The sequence below is a fragment of the Pseudooceanicola endophyticus genome (assembly GCF_018760365.1).
Lineage (GTDB): Bacteria > Pseudomonadota > Alphaproteobacteria > Rhodobacterales > Rhodobacteraceae > Pseudooceanicola > Pseudooceanicola endophyticus.
The window spans coordinates 46,577-61,938 of the sequence record NZ_JAHIAB010000011.1; the positions used below are offsets into that span (position 1 = coordinate 46,577).

Genomic DNA, 15,362 nt, shown 5'->3' on the forward strand with positions numbered 1-15,362 from the left:
AAAAGGCAGGCCGCAGGGCCTGCCTTTGTCGTTTCCGGGAGGGCGCGATCAGGCCTTCAGCCGTTCCGCGTGCCAGGCCAGATGCTCGGCCATGAAGGTCGAGATGAAGTAGTAGGAGTGGTCGTAACCCTCCTGCATCCGCACCGTCGTCGGCTGCCAGGTCGCACGGCAGGCAGCCTCCAGCAATTCGGGCTTCAGCTGGTTTTCCAGGAAGCCGTCGGCCGTGCCTTGGTCGATCAGCAGGCCCGAGGGCATCCGTGCCCCGTCCTCGATCAGCGCGCAGGCATCGTATTCGCGCCACTTGGCCCTGTCGGTGCCGATGTAGCCGCTCAGCGCCTTCTCGCCCCAGGGGCAGTTCAGCGGGCTGACGATCGGCGCGAAGGCCGAGATCGCCTTGAACCGCCCGGTGTTGCGCAGTCCGATGGTTAGCGCCCCGTGGCCGCCCATGGAGTGACCCATGATCGACTGACGCTCCATGTCGGCGGGGAATTCCGCCGCGATCAGCGCCGGAAGCTCCTGCTCTATGTAGTCGCGCATCCGGTAATGGGTCGCAAAGGGCGCCTCGGTGGCGTTCACGTAGAACCCGGCACCCAGGCCGAAGTCGTAGGCACCCTCCGGGTCATCCGCCACGCCCTCGCCGCGGGGGCTGGTGTCGGGGGCCACGAAGATCAGCCCCAGCTCGGCGCAGGCGGCGCGGAATTCGCCCTTCTCGGTGACGTTGGCATGGGTGCAGGTCAGGCCCGAGAGGTACCAGACCACCGGCAGTTTCGCGCCTTCCGCATGCGGGGGCACGTAGACCGAAAAGGTCATCTCGGTCCCGGTGACGGCAGAGGCGTGCTTGTAGACACCCTGGGTGCCGCCGAAGGCCTTGTTGGTGGAAACCGTCTCCATCAGAACACCACCACCGAGCGGATCGATTCCCCGGCATGCATCAGGTCGAAGCCCTTGTTGATCTCTTCCAGCGTCAGGACGTGGGTGATCATCGGGTCGATCTCGATCTTGCCGTTCATGTACCAGTCGACGATCTTCGGCACGTCGGTCCGCCCCTTCATGCCGCCGAAGGCAGAGCCCTTCCAGACGCGGCCAGTCACCAGCTGGAACGGACGGGTGGAGATCTCTTTCCCCGCTTCCGCCACGCCGATCACGGTGGAAACGCCCCAGCCGCGGTGGCAGGCTTCCAGCGCCTGGCGCATGACGGTGGTGTTGCCGGTGCAGTCGAAGGTGAAATCGGCCCCGCCATCGGTCATGGCGATCAGGTGGCTGACGATGTCGCCGTCGATCTTGGTGGGGTTCACGAAGTCGGTCATGCCGAACTTCCTGCCCCATTCCGCCTTGGAATCGTTGATGTCCACGCCGATGATCTTGTCCGCGCCGACCATGCGCGCGCCCTGGATCACGTTCAGGCCGATGCCGCCCAGGCCGAAGACCACGACATTGGCGCCGGGGGTCACCTTGGCGGTATGGGTCACCGCGCCGACGCCGGTGGTCACGCCGCAGCCGCAGTAGCAGGCCTTGTCGAAGGGCGCATCCTCGCGGATCTTCGCGACCGCGATCTCCGGCAGCACGATGAAGTTCGAGAAGGTCGAGCAGCCCATGTAATGATAGATCGTCTCGCCCTTGTAGGACATGCGCGAGGTGCCATCGGGCATCACGCCCTTGCCCTGGGTCGCACGGATCGCGGTGCACAGGTTGGTCTTGCCCGAGAGGCAGGATTTGCACTGGCGGCATTCCGGCGTGTAAAGCGGGATCACGTGGTCATCCTGCTTCACCGATTTCACGCCCGGGCCCACGGCGCGGATGACGCCCGCGCCCTCATGGCCCAGCACGGAGGGGAAGATGCCCTCGCTGTCCAGCCCGTCCAGCGTGTAGGCATCGGTGTGGCAGATGCCGGTGGCCATGATCTCGACCAGGACTTCGCCCTCCTTGGGACCCTCCAGGTCGATCTCGACGATCTCGAGCGGTTTCTTCGCCTCGAAGGCGACGGCGGCGCGGGTTTTCATGGGGCATACCTCCGGAATTGATTTGCCCCCGACAAAGCATAGCCTTGCCTTGCAGGAAAGCCCCGAAGCGGCACGCCTCGGTCCTTGCGCGACGGGCGTCCCGTCATCTGGCCATAAATATCCCGGGGGAGCGCCGCTAGGCGCGGGGGCAGAGCCCCCTGCCCCGGCCGCGTGCCCGCACCGATGGTGACGCAGGCATATTTGGGGAAAGATGAAAGCATAAGGGCGCCCACCGGGGGCGCCCTTCGGTCCGTGTTTCGGCGGGCTCAGACGCCTTCCAGCGCCACCGCGATGCCCTGGCCCACGCCGATGCACATGGTCGAGAGGGACTTCTGCCCGGATTTCAGCTCCAGCGCGGCGGTGCCGGTGATGCGGGCCCCCGACATGCCCAGCGGGTGGCCCAGGGCGATGGCACCACCGTTGGGGTTCACGCGGGCATCGTCATCGGCAATCCCGAGATCGCGCAGCGTCGCCAGGCCCTGGCTGGCAAAGGCCTCGTTCAGCTCGATGACCGAGAAGTCCTCCTGCTTCAGGCCCAGACGCGCCATCAGCTTCTTTGAGGCCGGCGCGGGACCAAAGCCCATGATCCGCGGCGGAACGCCGGCGGTGGCGCCGCCCAGCACGCGGGCGATCGGGGTCAGGCCGTATTTCTGCGCGGCCTCTGCCGTAGCCAGGATCAGCGCCGCCGCCCCGTCGTTCACGCCCGAGGCATTGCCGGCCGTCACGCTGCCGCCGTCGCGGAACGGGGTCGGCAGTTTCGCCAGCTTCTCCAGCGTCGAGGCGCGGGGATGCTCGTCGGTGTCGAAGATCAGGTCATCCTGCTTGCGCCGCTTGATCGAGACCGGGACGATCTCCTTCGCCAGCCGCCCCGAGGCAATGGCGGCGGCGGCCTTGTCCTGGCTGCGCAGTGCAAACAGGTCCTGGTCCTCGCGCGAGATGTTGAAGTCCTCGGCGACGTTCTCGCCGGTCTCGGGCATGGAATCGACGCCGTACTGCTTCTTCATCAGCGGGTTGACGAAGCGCCAGCCGATGGTGGTGTCGTAGACGGCGTTGTTGCGCGAAAAGGCGCTCTCGGCCTTGGGCATGACGAAGGGTGCGCGCGACATCGACTCGACGCCGCCGGCGATCATCAGATCGGCCTCGCCGGCCTTGATGGCCCGGGCGGCGGTGATGATCGCATCCATGCCCGACCCGCAGAGGCGGTTCATCGTGGTGCCGGTGACGGAGACGGGCAGGCCGGCCAGCAGCGAGGACATGCGCGCGACGTTGCGGTTGTCCTCGCCGGCCTGGTTGGCACAGCCGTAGATCACGTCGTCGACGGCTTCCCAGTCGACAGAGGGGTTGCGTTCCATCAGCGCCTTCAGGGGGATGGCGCCCAGGTCGTCGGCGCGCACCGTGGCCAGCGTGCCGCCGAAACGGCCGATGGGGGTGCGGATGTAGTCGCAGATATAGACTTCGGTCATGAAGGTGTTCCTCGGGCTGAACCGGTTGGAAATCTGGACCCGCGCGGGCCGCGGGGCCGTCCCGGCGCAAGCCGGGCGGCGTCCGGGCGGCTCCCTCGTGGGGGCGCCCGGACGCATCCTGTCAGATCAGAGCGCGGGGACGATCAGATCGCCCACCTCGCCATCGGTGTGCAGCGGCGCACCGGTGACGGATTGCAGGTCTTCCATGGAGATCCCGGCCAGTTTCTCGCGCAGCACGAAATGGCCATCCTCGATGTCGACCACCGCCAGCGAGGTGTAGATGCGGGTCACGCAGGCCACGCCGGTCAGCGGGAAGGTGCAGCTCTCGACCAGCTTCGGCTCGCCTTTCTTGGTGACGTGATCGGTCAGCACCGCGACGCGCTTGGCACCGTGCACCAGGTCCATCGCGCCGCCGACGGCCGGCACGCCCTTGTTGCCGACGCGCCAGTTCGCCAGATCGCCCGTCTGGGCGACCTGAAGCGCGCCCAGGATCGCCACGTCCAGATGGCCGCCGCGCACCATGGCAAAGCTGTCGGCATGGTGGAAGAACGAGGCGCCGGGCTTCAGCGTCACCGCCTTCTTGCCGGCATTGATCATGTCCCAGTCCTCTTCACCCGGCGCGGGCGCCTGGCCGAAGTTCAGGATGCCGTTCTCGGTGTGGAAGATCGGGGTACGACCCTCGACGGTGTACTGTGCCACCATCTCCGGGAAGCCGATGCCGAGGTTCACATAGGCGCCGTCGGCAATGTCCTGCGCGGCGCGCCAGGCGATCTGGGCGTTGGAGAGTTTCAGATCATCAAGCATAGCTGGCCCCCGCACGGATGAGGTCTTCTTCCTGTTTCGGCTCGGTGACTTCGACGATCCGGTTCACGAAGATGCCGGGGGTGATCACCTGCTCGGGGTCGATGCCGCCGGGGGCGACGACCCTGGTGGCCTGCACGATGGTGGTCGCGGCCGCCGTCGCCATCAGCGGCGAGAAGTTGCGCGCCGCCATGCGGTAGGTCAGATTGCCCATGGTGTCGGCGACCTCGGCCTTGATCAGGGCAAAATCGGCCTTCAGCCAGCGCTCCTGCACATAGGGACGGCCATCGAATTCGCCGATGGGTTTGCCGTCCGCCAGTTCCGTCCCGTAGGAGGTCGGCGTGTAGAAGGCGGGGATGCCGGCGCCGCCGGCGCGGATGCGCTCGGCCAGGGTGCCCTGGGGCACCAGCTCCAGCTCGATCTCGCCGGCCAGGTAGCGGTCGGTGAAGGCCCGCGGATCCGAGCTTTTCGGGAACGAGCAGATCATCTTCTTCACCATGCCCGCATCGATGAGCGCGGCGATGCCGATCTGGCCGTTGCCGGCGTTGTTGTTGATGACGGTCAGGTTCTTCGGGCCGGCGTCGATGAGCGCGTGGATCAGTTCGATCGGGTTCCCTGCGCCCCCGAAACCGCCGATCATCACCGTGGCACCATCGCCGATCCCAGATACGGCCTCTGCCAGGCCGGAAACGGTCTTGTCCATGTGGAGCCTCCTTCTCTGGCGGCGTGGATACGCCCGGGCTGCCGGTCCCGTCCAGCTATTTTGCGCACTATGCGATATTTGTTCATATTGCAAACATTGCAAAAAGACGGGGCTCTGCCCCCATCGCGCGTGCCGCGCGATCCCCCCGAGGTATTTGGAACAAGAAAATGAGGGGTTCGGATGGCTTCGGGGCGGGGCCGGCTCTTTCATCTGGCCAGAAATATCCCCGCCGGAGGCTTCGCCCCGACAGGGGCGAAATCCCGCTGTCAAAGCTGCGGGGCGGAGTTTTCCAGCACCGATTCCATGGCCACGAAGGTCGAGGTGGCGCTGACATGGGGCAGGGCCGACAGCTTTTCGCCCATCACCTGGCGGTATTCCGTGATGTCTCGGGTCCGAACTTTCAGAAGGTAGTCGAATCCACCGGCGATCATGTAGCATTCCTCCACCTCGGGGATGCGCTTCACCGCGGCGTTGAAATCCGACAGCGCCTTCTCCCGCGTGTCCGACATGCGCACTTCCACGAAGGTCACATGGGTCAGCCCCAGCCGGATCGGCGAGAGCACCGCGCGGTAGCCGGTGATGAAGCCGCGCTCTTCCAGGCTGCGGACCCGGGCGGCCACCGGTGTTTTCGACAGGCCGACCTTGCGCGCGAGTTCGGCAATGGGAAGGCGGGCGTTGTCGATCAGTGCGTTCAGGATCTTTCGGTCCGTCGAGTCGAGGTCATCTGTGCTCATCGCCTGAAAGGCCTCCCAAAATAAGTTCTTCTGCCCATCAATCTGCCAACCTTTGGGCGAAAGGGCCATGCGGAATTCGCTAAATGTCAATTCAGATCCCGGAGGTGTTGCGATGATCGAGCCGAAGTTTGATGCCCTGCAGGGCCCCGCCAAATATGCCGACGAAACCAAGGTTCTGGAGCGCCTGGTGGCGCAGGCCGCGCTGAGCCCCGCCGCACGGCAGATGATGTCGCATCGCGCCGCCGATTACGTGCGCAAGATCCGCTCGAGCCAGAAGCCCACCCTGATGGAACATTTCCTGGGCGAATACGGCCTCTCGACCCGCGAGGGCGTGGCGCTGATGTGCCTGGCCGAGGCCATGCTGCGGGTGCCGGACAAGCTGACCATCGATGCGCTGATCGAGGACAAGATCGCCCCCTCCGACTGGTCGGCCCATGTCGGCAAGGCCTCCTCTCCTCTGGTCAATGCCTCGACCTGGGCGCTGATGCTGACCGGCAAGGTTCTGGAGGATGAACGTCCCGGCATGGCCTCGACCCTGCGCGGCGCCGTCCGGCGCCTGGGCGAGCCGGTGATCCGCTCGGCCGTGGGCCGCGCCATGAAGGAGATGGGCCGCCAGTTCGTGCTGGGCGAGACCATCGTCAAGGCGCTGGAGCGCGCGAAGACCCGCGAGGCCATGGGCTTTACCTACAGCTACGACATGCTGGGCGAGGCGGCGATGACCGGCGCCGATGCCGCGCGCTATGCCAGGGACTATTCCGACGCCATCGATGCCATTGCCAAGGCCTGCGACAAGGGCTCGGTCGAGGCGAACCCGGGGATCTCGATCAAGCTGTCGGCGCTGCACCCGCGTTACGAGGTCTCGGACGAGGCGCGCGTGCTGCGGGAACTGGTGCCGGTCGTGCTGGAGCTGGCGCTGAAGGCCAAGGCCGCCGGCATGGGGCTGAACATCGACGCCGAGGAGCAGGACCGCCTGGTGCTGTCGCTGAAGGTGATCGAGGCGGTTTTGCGCGACGAACGCCTGGCCGGCTGGAACGGGTTCGGCGTGGTGGTGCAGGCCTATGGCAAGCGCGCCAGCTTCGTCATCGACTGGCTGTACACCCTAGCCACCGAACTGGACCGCCGCATCATGGTGCGTCTGGTCAAGGGCGCCTACTGGGACACCGAGATGAAACATGCGCAGGTCGAGGGCCTGCCGGGCTTCACGCTGTTCACCTCGAAGACCGCGACCGACGTCAGCTACATCGCGAACGCCAGGAAGCTGATCGGCTATGGTGACCGGATCTATCCGCAGTTCGCCACCCACAATGCCCATACCGTGGCCGCGATCTTGGAAATGGTCGGCGATGTCTCCTTCGAATTCCAGCGCCTGCATGGCATGGGCGAGCGTCTGCATGACATCGTGCTGAAGGAAACCAAGGGCCGCTGCCGGATCTATGCGCCGGTGGGCGCGCACCGCGACCTGCTGGCCTATCTGGTGCGCCGCCTGCTGGAAAACGGTGCGAACTCTTCCTTCGTGAACCAGATCGTCGACGAGGAGGTCGCCCCCGAAACCATCGCCGCCGACCCGTTCGAGGCTCTGGCCCGGGCCAGGGCCCCCGCGGGGCTGGTGAAACCCGATGCGATCTTTGGCGCGGATCGGCTAAATTCGCGCGGTTTCGACCTGACGGACGAGACGGTTCTGGCGGCCCTCGATGCCGCGCGCGATCTGCGCATTCCCGATGCCGGGCCGCTGGTCGCCGGCACCCCGGAGGGGCGCGCGCGCCCCGTGGTGAACCCTGCGACCGGCGTGCTGGTGGCGCAGGTCACAGAGGCCTCCGAGGGCTGCGTGGCCGAAGCCATTGCCGCAGCCACGCCCTGGGCCGCCAGCCCGGACGACCGCGCCGCCGTGCTGCGCCGCGCCGCCGACCTTTACGAGGAGAACTTCGGTGCCTTCTTCGCCGTGCTGGCGCGGGAGGCGGGCAAATCGCTGCCCGATGCCGTGGGCGAGCTGCGCGAGGCCGTCGATTTCCTGCGCTTCTACGCCGCCGAGGGCGCCCGGCGCGAAGACCGCGCCCGTGGCATCTTCACCTGCATCAGCCCGTGGAACTTCCCCCTGGCGATCTTCACCGGCCAGATCGCGGCGGCGCTGGCCGCCGGCAACGGCGTGCTGGCGAAACCGGCCGAGCAGACAGGGCTGGTCGCCGCCATGGCGGTGCGCCTGCTGCTTCAGGCCGGGGTGCCCGCCACCGCCCTGCAACTGCTGCCCGGCGATGGAAGGGTCGGGGCGCAGCTGACCTCGGATGCGCGGATCGCCGGCGTGGCCTTCACCGGCTCGACCGAGACGGCGCAGATCATCCGCCGCGCCATGGCCGCAACCATGGATCCCGGCGCGCCGCTGATCGCGGAAACCGGCGGTCTGAACGCCATGGTGGTCGATTCCACCGCCCTGCCCGAACAGGCCGTGCGCGACATCGTCGCCTCGGCCTTCCAGAGCGCCGGTCAGCGTTGCTCGGCGCTGCGCTGCCTCTATGTGCAGGAGGACATCGCCCCCCATCTGATCGAGATGATCAAGGGCGCCATGGACGAGCTGACGCTGGGCGATCCCTGGCACCTGACCACCGACGTCGGTCCGGTGATCGACGCCGAGGCGCAGCAGGGCATCACCGGCTACATCGCCCAGAAGCGGGACGCGGTGCTGCATGCGCTTGAGGCCCCGGCCCAGGGCACCTTCGTCGCGCCGACCCTGCTGAAGGTGCCGGGCATCGAGGCGCTGGAGCGTGAAATCTTCGGCCCGGTGCTGCACGTCGCCACCTACAGGGCCGCCGAGATCGACAAGGTGATCGCGGCGATCAACGCCACCGGCTACGGGCTGACCTTCGGCCTGCACACAAGGATCGACACCCGCGTCCAGGAAATCACCGAGGCGGTCCATGCCGGCAACCTCTACGTGAACCGCAACCAGATCGGTGCCATCGTCGGCTCCCAGCCCTTCGGCGGCGAGGGGCTGTCGGGCACCGGCCCCAAGGCGGGTGGCCCGAACTACCTGGACCGTTTCCGGGCGCCCGAAACTCCGGCAGAGCTGGCCGAACCCTGGGCCGGTGCGGCAGAGGCCCTGCCCGCCCGCCTGGCGGCGATGCCCGGCGGCGCCGTGGTCGAGGATCTGCTGATGCCGGGTCCGACCGGAGAGCTGAACCGCCTGACCCTGACCGCCCGCGACCCGATCCTGTGCATGGGGCCGGGGAAGGCCGCGGAAGAGGCCCAGCTGGCCGCCGTGCGCGCACTTGGCGGCTGCGCCGTGGCCGCCGGTGGTCGGGTCGAACCGGCCCAGCTGAAGACGCTGGGCGGGATCTCGGGGGCGATGTGGTGGGGGGATGCCGACAGCGCGCGGGCCTTCGCCCAGGCGCTTGCGGCGCGTCCCGGGGCGATCCTGCCGCTGATCACCGCCCTGCCCGACCGTGGCCATGCGGTGCATGAACGCCACCTCTGCGTCGATACCACTGCCGCGGGCGGCAATGCGGCGCTGCTGGCCGGCAAGGTGGAATGATCCCGGTGCGCGCGGGCTCTGCCCCTTCCTGAGGCTGCGCGCCCCACGTCCCGGGTCGGGTCCCGGGCATCTGCGCCGCCGGGTTCCGCCCGGCGGCGATTTTTGTGCCCGGACGGCGGTCCTGCGCTATGCTGGAGGCCGGAGGCGGCCTGTCAGGCGCAGGGAAATTGTGCCGCATGTCGGAACAATTGGGGCAAGAAGAGGGGGGTATTCCCATGGTCGGATTAAGGCGCAGCGCCGCAGAGCTGGTATCGGATGCCCGCGCCCGGATCACCGAGATCGGGACCGCCGAACTGATCGCCTGCCACGGCGATCCGGATCTGGTGATCGTCGACATTCGCGACATCCGGGAACGCCAGCGCAGCGGCTTCATTCCGGGGTCGGTCCATGCGCCGCGGGGGATGCTGGAATTCTGGGTCGACCCCGAGAGCCCCTATTACCGCGAAGTCTTCGGGCAGGCCGGCAAGCGCTACGTGCTGCACTGCGCCTCGGGCTGGCGTTCGGCGCTGGCGACGCGAACGTTGCAGGAGATGGGCTTTGAGGCGGCGCATCTGAAGGACGGCTTTTCCGACTGGGTGGCGCAGGGCGGCCCGGTCAGCCCGCCCGAGGGCTGAGGCCTCAGGCCTCGGCCACCAGGGCCGTCACCTCGGCGGCGGCGCGGCAGACCAGGGCACCGAAATGCGCATCGGCATCGGGCGGCAGGTTGAGGTCGGGCAGCGACAGGCCGATGGCGCCAAGGGCCTCTCCCTGAGGCAGGCGGATCGCGGCGGCATAGCCATGCACGCGCGATCGGAATTCCCCGCGATCAATGGCATAGCCCGAGGTGATGGTGCGGGCGATATCGGCCTCCAGCGCCTCGGGCGTGGTCAGGGTGCGCTCGGTGTGCCGGCTCAGCTGACCGTCCAGCAGGCCCCGGTAGGTGGGCCAGTCGGTGGCCAGGATCGCCTTGCCGGTGGCCACCGCATGGATCGGTGCGGCGGCGCCCACCGGGATCCAGCTGCGGATCGGCTGGCGGCTTTCGATCTTGTCGAGGCAGGTCATGGTCAGCCCCTCGGCCACCGCCAGGGTCACCGCCTCGCCGGTTTCGCGCGACAGCATCTGCATGGCCGGGGCGGCGAAGCTGCGCAGGTTCAGCCCCTCGACCACCCGGCGCCCGATGCGCCAGCTTTTCAGCGTTGCCTCGTAGCGCTTGTCGGGTCGGTGCCGGACATAGCCCATGACCCGCAGGGTCTGCAGCAGCCGGAAGGCGTTCGACTTGGACAGGCCCAGGTCCCGCGACAGTTCCGACACCCCCATGGCACCGCCGCGCCGCGCCAGAAGCTCCAGCAGCAGCAATCCCTTGGACAGGGTGGAATCCACCCGGGCGTCGGGCGGAATGCGGGTGAGATCCTCCATCTGCGGGATCCTCCGAAGGCGTCTTCTCCGGACTTACGCTAGAAATCCGTGCCGCATGTCACAACTACCTAAAGGTCGTAGCGTTTGAACCGCCGGTCAGGGCCGGTCGGCAAGGTCTCTTCGAAGCCCCGGCTCTGGTAATAGGCCAGGGCGCCGGTGTTGGTGGCGGGGATCTCGGCCCGGATCCAGAGGTAGCCTGCGGCGCGGGCGGCGTCGCAGGTGTGCGTGAACAGCGCCGATCCGATGGCCAGCCCCTCGGGCCCCGGTCGGGTGAAGGTGGCGATGCGGGCGGCGTCGGGATGGTCGGGCAGGGGTTCGATCCATTGCAGCCCCAGCAGCGTGCCGGTGTCGTCCTCGGCCAGGTGCAGCAGGGTGCGCGGCTGGATCAGCAGGGCGCCCAGCTGCGCGGCGGTGGGGCGATCCCCCGCAGGCCGCAGCGTGGCCAGCAGCCGGGACATGGCACCGGTGTCCAGCGCCCCGGCGCGGCGGACATGCGGCCTCATGTCAGGGCCAGCAGCGCAGCGTGGCGGGCGGTGAAGTCGCGGCGCACCTCGACCGGCGGGCGCAGGGTGATCGACAGCCCCTCCAGCAGCGCCGGATCGGGCTTGCCGAAGAAGCGGTTCGCCTCCGCCTCCGAGAAACCCGCGACCGAAGTGGCCTCCATCCATGCGCTGATCCGGTCGGCCTTCTTGATGCGCGTCTTCAGCCCCTTCGGCGTCACCGCCGGCAGGCCGAAACGGATGTGGATCGCGGCGGTCAGCCGGGTGTCGAGCTCTGAATACCCCGGGCCCACGGCGGCCTTCACCGGGCTGATCATGTCGCCGATGACGTATTCGGGGGCATCGTGCAACAGCGCGGTCAGCCGTTCCGCGGCGCCGGCCTGCGGACAGAGCCGGGCAAACAGCGCCTCGACCAGCAGCGAATGCTCGGCCACGGAATAGGCGTAATCGCCCATCGTCTGGCCGTTCCAGCGCGCCACGAAGGCCAGGCCATGGGCAATATCGTCGATCTCGATGTCGACCGGCGTCGGGTCCAGCAGGTCCAGCCGGCGTCCCGACAGCATCCTTTGCCAGGCGCGGGGTTGTTTCATCGGGGTCTCCTTCGGGTGCTCCGGGATCATGACTAGGCCGCACCAATGCCCGTTGCAATTACGGGGATACCAAAGAGGACGGTGGTTTTTTAACAGTTCGGTGGCAAAGCACCCCGGGAAAGCAGGCCCCATGCGTTGCCCCCCTTGGGGAGCGGTGCTACCCCTGTCGCCAATCTTGAAATTTCCCCGTGGAGTGACGGATGACCCAAGACTACATCGTCAAAGACATCAACCTTGCCGAATACGGTCGCAAGGAGCTGGACATCGCAGAAACCGAAATGCCGGGCCTGATGGCCTGCCGTTCGGAATTCGGCGAATCCAAGCCGCTCAAGGGCGCCCGCATCGTCGGCTCGCTCCACATGACCATCCAGACGGCCTGCCTGATCGAGACCCTCGTGGCGCTCGGTGCCGACGTCCGCTGGGCGTCGTGCAACATCTTCTCGACCCAGGACCACGCCGCGGCCGCGATCGCCGCCGGTGGCACCCCGGTCTTCGCGATCAAGGGCCAGAGCCTGGAAGAGCACTGGGACTACCTCGACAAGTCGTTCCAGTTCGAGGACGGCCCGAACATGATCCTGGATGACGGCGGCGACGCGACGCTCTACGTCCTGCTCGGCGCCCGCGCCGAAGCCGGCGAAGACATCATCCCGGTGCCCTCCTCCGAGGAAGAGGCCGTGATCAAGGCGCAGATCGCCAAGCGCATGGAACAGTCCCCGGGCTGGTTCACCAAGGTGCGCGACCAGATCAAGGGCGTGTCCGAGGAAACCACCACCGGCGTGCACCGCCTGTACGAACTGTCGAAGAACGGCCAGCTGCCCTTCCCGGCGATCAACGTCAACGACAGCGTCACCAAGTCGAAGTTCGACAACAAGTACGGCTGCAAGGAATCGCTGGTCGACGGCATCCGCCGCGCCACCGACGTGATGATGGCCGGCAAGGTCGCCGTGGTCTGCGGTTACGGTGACGTGGGCAAGGGCTCTGCCGCATCGCTGGCAGGCGCAGGCGCCCGCGTCAAGGTGACCGAAGCCGACCCGATCTGCGCCCTTCAGGCTGCCATGGACGGCTTCGAGGTCGTGCTGCTGGAAGACGTGATCGCCGATGTGGACATCGTCATCACCACCACCGGCAACAAGGACATCGTCCGCATCGAGCATATGCGCAAGATGAAGGACATGGCGATCCTCGGCAACATCGGCCACTTCGACAACGAGATCCAGGTCGCCGCGCTGAAGAACCACAAGTGGACCAACATCAAGGACCAGGTGGACATGATCGAGATGCCCTCGGGCTCGCGCATCATCCTGCTGTCCGAAGGTCGTCTGCTGAACCTCGGCAACGCCACCGGCCACCCCTCCTTCGTGATGTCCGCATCCTTCACCAACCAGACGCTGGCCCAGATCGAGCTCTGGACCAAGGGCGACGAATACAAGAACGACGTCTACGTCCTGCCCAAGCACCTGGACGAGAAGGTTGCCGCGCTGCACCTCGCCAAGGTCGGTGCCAAGCTGACCAAGCTTTCCCCGGAACAGGCCGCCTATATCGGCGTCACCGTCGACGGCCCGTTCAAGCCGGAGCACTACCGCTACTGATCCCTTTCCGGATCGCGACGAAGGCCCCCGCCGCACGCGGGGGCCTTTCGTTTGCGCGGTCCCCCGCCTGCGACGCGAAGGCCCTTGAAAGCGATCGCGCAAAGGACGATCTGAAGGGGATGAGACATCCGCTGCGCCTCCTGCTGTGTTCCGCCCTGATCCTCGTGCCGCTGGCGGCGGGGGCAGAGGTCGCGTCCCAGCAGGTGCTGGAGAATGCGACAAGCTCCGCACAGGCGCGCTCGGACGCGCTGAAGGCCCAGCAGGACGAGGATGCGAACCAGCTGCGCCAGTTGCGGCGCAAGCTTCAGGACACCGCCGACAAGGCGCGCCCGGCGCCGACGACGCCGCAGTTCGGGGTCAAGAAGAAGAAACCCTCGGCGCTGGACCAGATGAAGCAGAAGCAGGGCAAGCTGTTCATCGACAAGGGTATCGGGAACTGATCGGCCCGCAACCGGCCCTGCCGCAGACATGAAAAAGGCCCCGGACCTTTCGGACCGGGGCCTTTCGCGTCTGTCAGGGGCTTACTTGAACTTCTTGATCTCGCCCGAGCGCAGCCGTGCGAGGTAGTAGCTCAGCTCGTTCTTCACGATCGGCATCAGCAGGTAGAGCGCGATCACGTTGACCACCGCCATCGAGAACAGCATCGCATCCGCGAAGTCGATGACCGGGCCCAGGTTCGCCGCCGCACCGATGATGATGAACAGGCAGAAGATCACCTTGTAGATCACCTCGGAGGTCTTGTTCTCGCCGAAGAGGTAGGTCCAGGCCTTCAGGCCGTAGTAGCTCCAGGAGATCATCGTCGAGAAGGCGAAGAGCACCACCGCGATGGCCAGCAGGTAGGGGAACCAGCTGAAGGCCGATGCGAAGGCCGCCGAGGTCAGCGCCACGCCCGAGACATCGCCCTGGGTGGCGATGCGACCGGCTTCGGCGTTCCAGACGTAAAGGCCGGTGCTGGGATCTTCCTGCAGCATCCCGGTGATGACGATGACCAGCGCGGTCATGGTGCAGATCACCACGGTGTCGATGAAGGGTTCCAGCAGGGCGACGTAGCCTTCGGTGATCGGTTCCTTGGTCTTCACGGCCGAGTGCGCGATGGCGGCAGAGCCGACGCCCGCCTCGTTCGAGAAGGCGGCCCGGCGGAAGCCCTGGATCAGCGCGCCGGTAAAGCCGCCGGCGATGCCGAGGCCGGTAAAGGCGCCCTCGAAGATGCGACCGAAGGCATAGCCGATCATGTCGTAGTTCATCGCGATGATGATCAGCGACACGCCGACGTAGAACACGCCCATGAAGGGCACGACCTTCTCGGTCACCTGGGCGATGGACTTGATGCCGCCGACGATGACCATGAAGGTGATGATGGCCAGCACCAGCCCGGTGATCCAGCCCGGGTAGTCGCCCAGGATGTTGGCCAGCTGCGCATGGGCCTGGTTCGACTGGAACATGTTGCCGCCCCCGAAGGAGCTGAGGATGGTGAAGATGCAGAACAGCACCGCCAGGATCGGACCGCCGGGAATGCCGCGCTCCTTGAAGCCCTTGGTGATGTAGTACATCGCCCCGCCCGAGACCGAGCCGTCGGGATATTCGTTGCGGTACTTCACGCCCAGGGTGCATTCGGTGAACTTCGTCGCCATGCCCAGCAGGCCCGCGAGGATCATCCAGAAGGTGGCCCCCGGCCCGCCGATGCCCACGGCGACCGCGACCCCGGCGATGTTGCCCAGGCCCACCGTGCCCGAGAGCGCCGTCGCCAGCGCCTGGAAGTGGCTGACCTCACCGGCATCCTCGGGGTCCGAATAGTCCCCCTTCACCAGGGAGATCGAGTGCCGGAAGCCCTTGAACTGGATCCCGGCGAAATAGATGGTGAAGACCACGGCGGCCACCACCAGCCACAGGGCGATCCAGCTGAAGTTGGTGCCCGGCAGGTTGGCGAAGATCAGCGCCACGTACCAGCCGGTATATTGCGAGAACAGGTCGTTGATGGTCTCGTCGAGACCCGCGGCCGAGGCCGCCCCCGCGACAGCGGAGAAGAGCACCGCCAGTGCGGCGGTCTTGAGATGGTTCTTCATG

The 15,362-nt window shown here is 66.8% G+C and carries 14 protein-coding genes; 4 read left to right on the forward strand and 10 right to left on the reverse strand.

Going from position 1 to position 15,362, the window contains the following annotated elements; translation table 11 throughout:
- Positions 1 to 48 precede the first annotated feature (48 nt).
- The 6 genes from fghA to KM176_RS17855 form a co-directional block, all read right to left on the reverse strand.
- A complete protein-coding gene (gene fghA, locus KM176_RS17830; RefSeq protein ID WP_160891437.1) occupies positions 49 to 891 on the reverse strand; it encodes an S-formylglutathione hydrolase in 843 nt (280 codons plus the stop codon).
- The gene (locus tag KM176_RS17835; RefSeq protein WP_160891439.1) at positions 891 to 2,000 is read right to left on the reverse strand and encodes an S-(hydroxymethyl)glutathione dehydrogenase/class III alcohol dehydrogenase; all 1,110 of its coding nucleotides are present in this window, start codon (positions 1,998 to 2,000) and stop codon (positions 891 to 893) included. Before KM176_RS17835 ends, fghA begins: the two co-directional genes overlap by 1 nt.
- A 266-nt stretch (positions 2,001 to 2,266) precedes the next feature.
- Positions 2,267 to 3,463: a 3-oxoadipyl-CoA thiolase gene (pcaF, locus tag KM176_RS17840; protein WP_160891441.1), complete on the reverse strand. Its 1,197-nt coding sequence runs from the start codon at positions 3,461 to 3,463 to the stop codon at positions 2,267 to 2,269.
- 126 nt (positions 3,464 to 3,589) lie between these two features.
- Positions 3,590 to 4,267 carry a 3-oxoacid CoA-transferase subunit B gene (locus KM176_RS17845; RefSeq protein WP_160896098.1) on the reverse strand — a complete coding sequence of 226 codons (678 nt, stop codon included), beginning with the start codon at positions 4,265 to 4,267 and terminating at the stop codon, positions 3,590 to 3,592.
- Positions 4,260 to 4,967: a 3-oxoacid CoA-transferase subunit A gene (locus tag KM176_RS17850; RefSeq protein ID WP_160896099.1), complete on the reverse strand. Its 708-nt coding sequence runs from the start codon at positions 4,965 to 4,967 to the stop codon at positions 4,260 to 4,262. Before KM176_RS17850 ends, KM176_RS17845 begins: the two co-directional genes overlap by 8 nt.
- A gap of 266 nt (positions 4,968 to 5,233) precedes the next feature.
- Positions 5,234 to 5,701, reverse strand: coding sequence for an Lrp/AsnC family transcriptional regulator (locus KM176_RS17855; RefSeq protein WP_160896100.1), 468 nt, complete (start codon positions 5,699 to 5,701; stop codon positions 5,234 to 5,236).
- Between the two features lie 112 nt (positions 5,702 to 5,813).
- Between KM176_RS17855 and putA the strand changes: the two genes are divergently transcribed.
- Positions 5,814 to 9,224, forward strand: a complete 3,411-nt coding sequence (gene putA, locus KM176_RS17860; protein WP_160896101.1) for a bifunctional proline dehydrogenase/L-glutamate gamma-semialdehyde dehydrogenase PutA — start codon at positions 5,814 to 5,816, stop codon at positions 9,222 to 9,224.
- A 215-nt stretch (positions 9,225 to 9,439) separates the two neighbouring features.
- Positions 9,440 to 9,838 carry a rhodanese-like domain-containing protein gene (locus tag KM176_RS17865; protein ID WP_160896102.1) on the forward strand — a complete coding sequence of 133 codons (399 nt, stop codon included), beginning with the start codon at positions 9,440 to 9,442 and terminating at the stop codon, positions 9,836 to 9,838.
- A 4-nt stretch (positions 9,839 to 9,842) separates the two neighbouring features.
- Here the strand turns inward: KM176_RS17865 and KM176_RS17870 are convergent, their stop codons facing one another.
- The 3 genes from KM176_RS17870 to KM176_RS17880 form a co-directional block, all read right to left on the reverse strand.
- A complete protein-coding gene (locus KM176_RS17870; protein ID WP_160896103.1) occupies positions 9,843 to 10,619 on the reverse strand; it encodes an IclR family transcriptional regulator in 777 nt (258 codons plus the stop codon).
- Positions 10,620 to 10,687: 68 nt separating this feature from the next.
- Positions 10,688 to 11,122 carry a GNAT family N-acetyltransferase gene (locus KM176_RS17875; RefSeq protein ID WP_160896104.1) on the reverse strand — a complete coding sequence of 145 codons (435 nt, stop codon included), beginning with the start codon at positions 11,120 to 11,122 and terminating at the stop codon, positions 10,688 to 10,690.
- Positions 11,119 to 11,709 (reverse strand): HD domain-containing protein, encoded by a 591-nt coding sequence (locus KM176_RS17880; protein ID WP_160896105.1) that lies wholly within the window; start codon positions 11,707 to 11,709, stop codon positions 11,119 to 11,121. The genes KM176_RS17875 and KM176_RS17880 overlap by 4 nt, the downstream gene beginning before the upstream one ends.
- 200 nt (positions 11,710 to 11,909) lie before the next feature.
- Between KM176_RS17880 and ahcY the strand changes: the two genes are divergently transcribed.
- Positions 11,910 to 13,298, forward strand: coding sequence for an adenosylhomocysteinase (gene ahcY, locus KM176_RS17885; RefSeq protein WP_160896106.1), 1,389 nt, complete (start codon positions 11,910 to 11,912; stop codon positions 13,296 to 13,298).
- 119 nt (positions 13,299 to 13,417) lie between these two features.
- Entirely contained in the window at positions 13,418 to 13,738 is a 321-nt protein-coding gene (locus KM176_RS17890) for a hypothetical protein (protein WP_160896107.1), read from the forward strand.
- Between the two features lie 81 nt (positions 13,739 to 13,819).
- On the opposite strand, the gene KM176_RS17895 is transcribed toward KM176_RS17890, so the two are convergent.
- Complete coding sequence (locus tag KM176_RS17895) at positions 13,820 to 15,361, reverse strand: alanine/glycine:cation symporter family protein (RefSeq protein WP_160896108.1); 1,542 nt, start codon at positions 15,359 to 15,361, stop codon at positions 13,820 to 13,822.
- Between the last annotated feature and the right edge of the window lies 1 nt (position 15,362).

Bases quoted from the DNA above. Each gene is read 5' to 3' on its own strand.
- fghA (WP_160891437.1), bottom strand. From the start codon at position 891: ATGGAGACGGTTTCCACCAACAAGGCCTTCGGCGGCACCCAGGGTGTC.
- KM176_RS17835 (WP_160891439.1), bottom strand. From the start codon at position 2,000: ATGAAAACCCGCGCCGCCGTCGCCTTCGAGGCGAAGAAACCGCTCGAG.
- pcaF (WP_160891441.1), bottom strand. From the start codon at position 3,463: ATGACCGAAGTCTATATCTGCGACTACATCCGCACCCCCATCGGCCGT.
- KM176_RS17845 (WP_160896098.1), bottom strand. From the start codon at position 4,267: ATGCTTGATGATCTGAAACTCTCCAACGCCCAGATCGCCTGGCGCGCC.
- KM176_RS17850 (WP_160896099.1), bottom strand. From the start codon at position 4,967: ATGGACAAGACCGTTTCCGGCCTGGCAGAGGCCGTATCTGGGATCGGC.
- KM176_RS17855 (WP_160896100.1), bottom strand. From the start codon at position 5,701: ATGAGCACAGATGACCTCGACTCGACGGACCGAAAGATCCTGAACGCA.
- putA (WP_160896101.1), top strand. From the start codon at position 5,814: ATGATCGAGCCGAAGTTTGATGCCCTGCAGGGCCCCGCCAAATATGCC.
- KM176_RS17865 (WP_160896102.1), top strand. From the start codon at position 9,440: ATGGTCGGATTAAGGCGCAGCGCCGCAGAGCTGGTATCGGATGCCCGC.
- KM176_RS17870 (WP_160896103.1), bottom strand. From the start codon at position 10,619: ATGGAGGATCTCACCCGCATTCCGCCCGACGCCCGGGTGGATTCCACC.
- KM176_RS17875 (WP_160896104.1), bottom strand. From the start codon at position 11,122: ATGAGGCCGCATGTCCGCCGCGCCGGGGCGCTGGACACCGGTGCCATG.
- KM176_RS17880 (WP_160896105.1), bottom strand. From the start codon at position 11,709: ATGAAACAACCCCGCGCCTGGCAAAGGATGCTGTCGGGACGCCGGCTG.
- ahcY (WP_160896106.1), top strand. From the start codon at position 11,910: ATGACCCAAGACTACATCGTCAAAGACATCAACCTTGCCGAATACGGT.
- KM176_RS17890 (WP_160896107.1), top strand. From the start codon at position 13,418: ATGAGACATCCGCTGCGCCTCCTGCTGTGTTCCGCCCTGATCCTCGTG.
- KM176_RS17895 (WP_160896108.1), bottom strand. From the start codon at position 15,361: ATGAAGAACCATCTCAAGACCGCCGCACTGGCGGTGCTCTTCTCCGCT.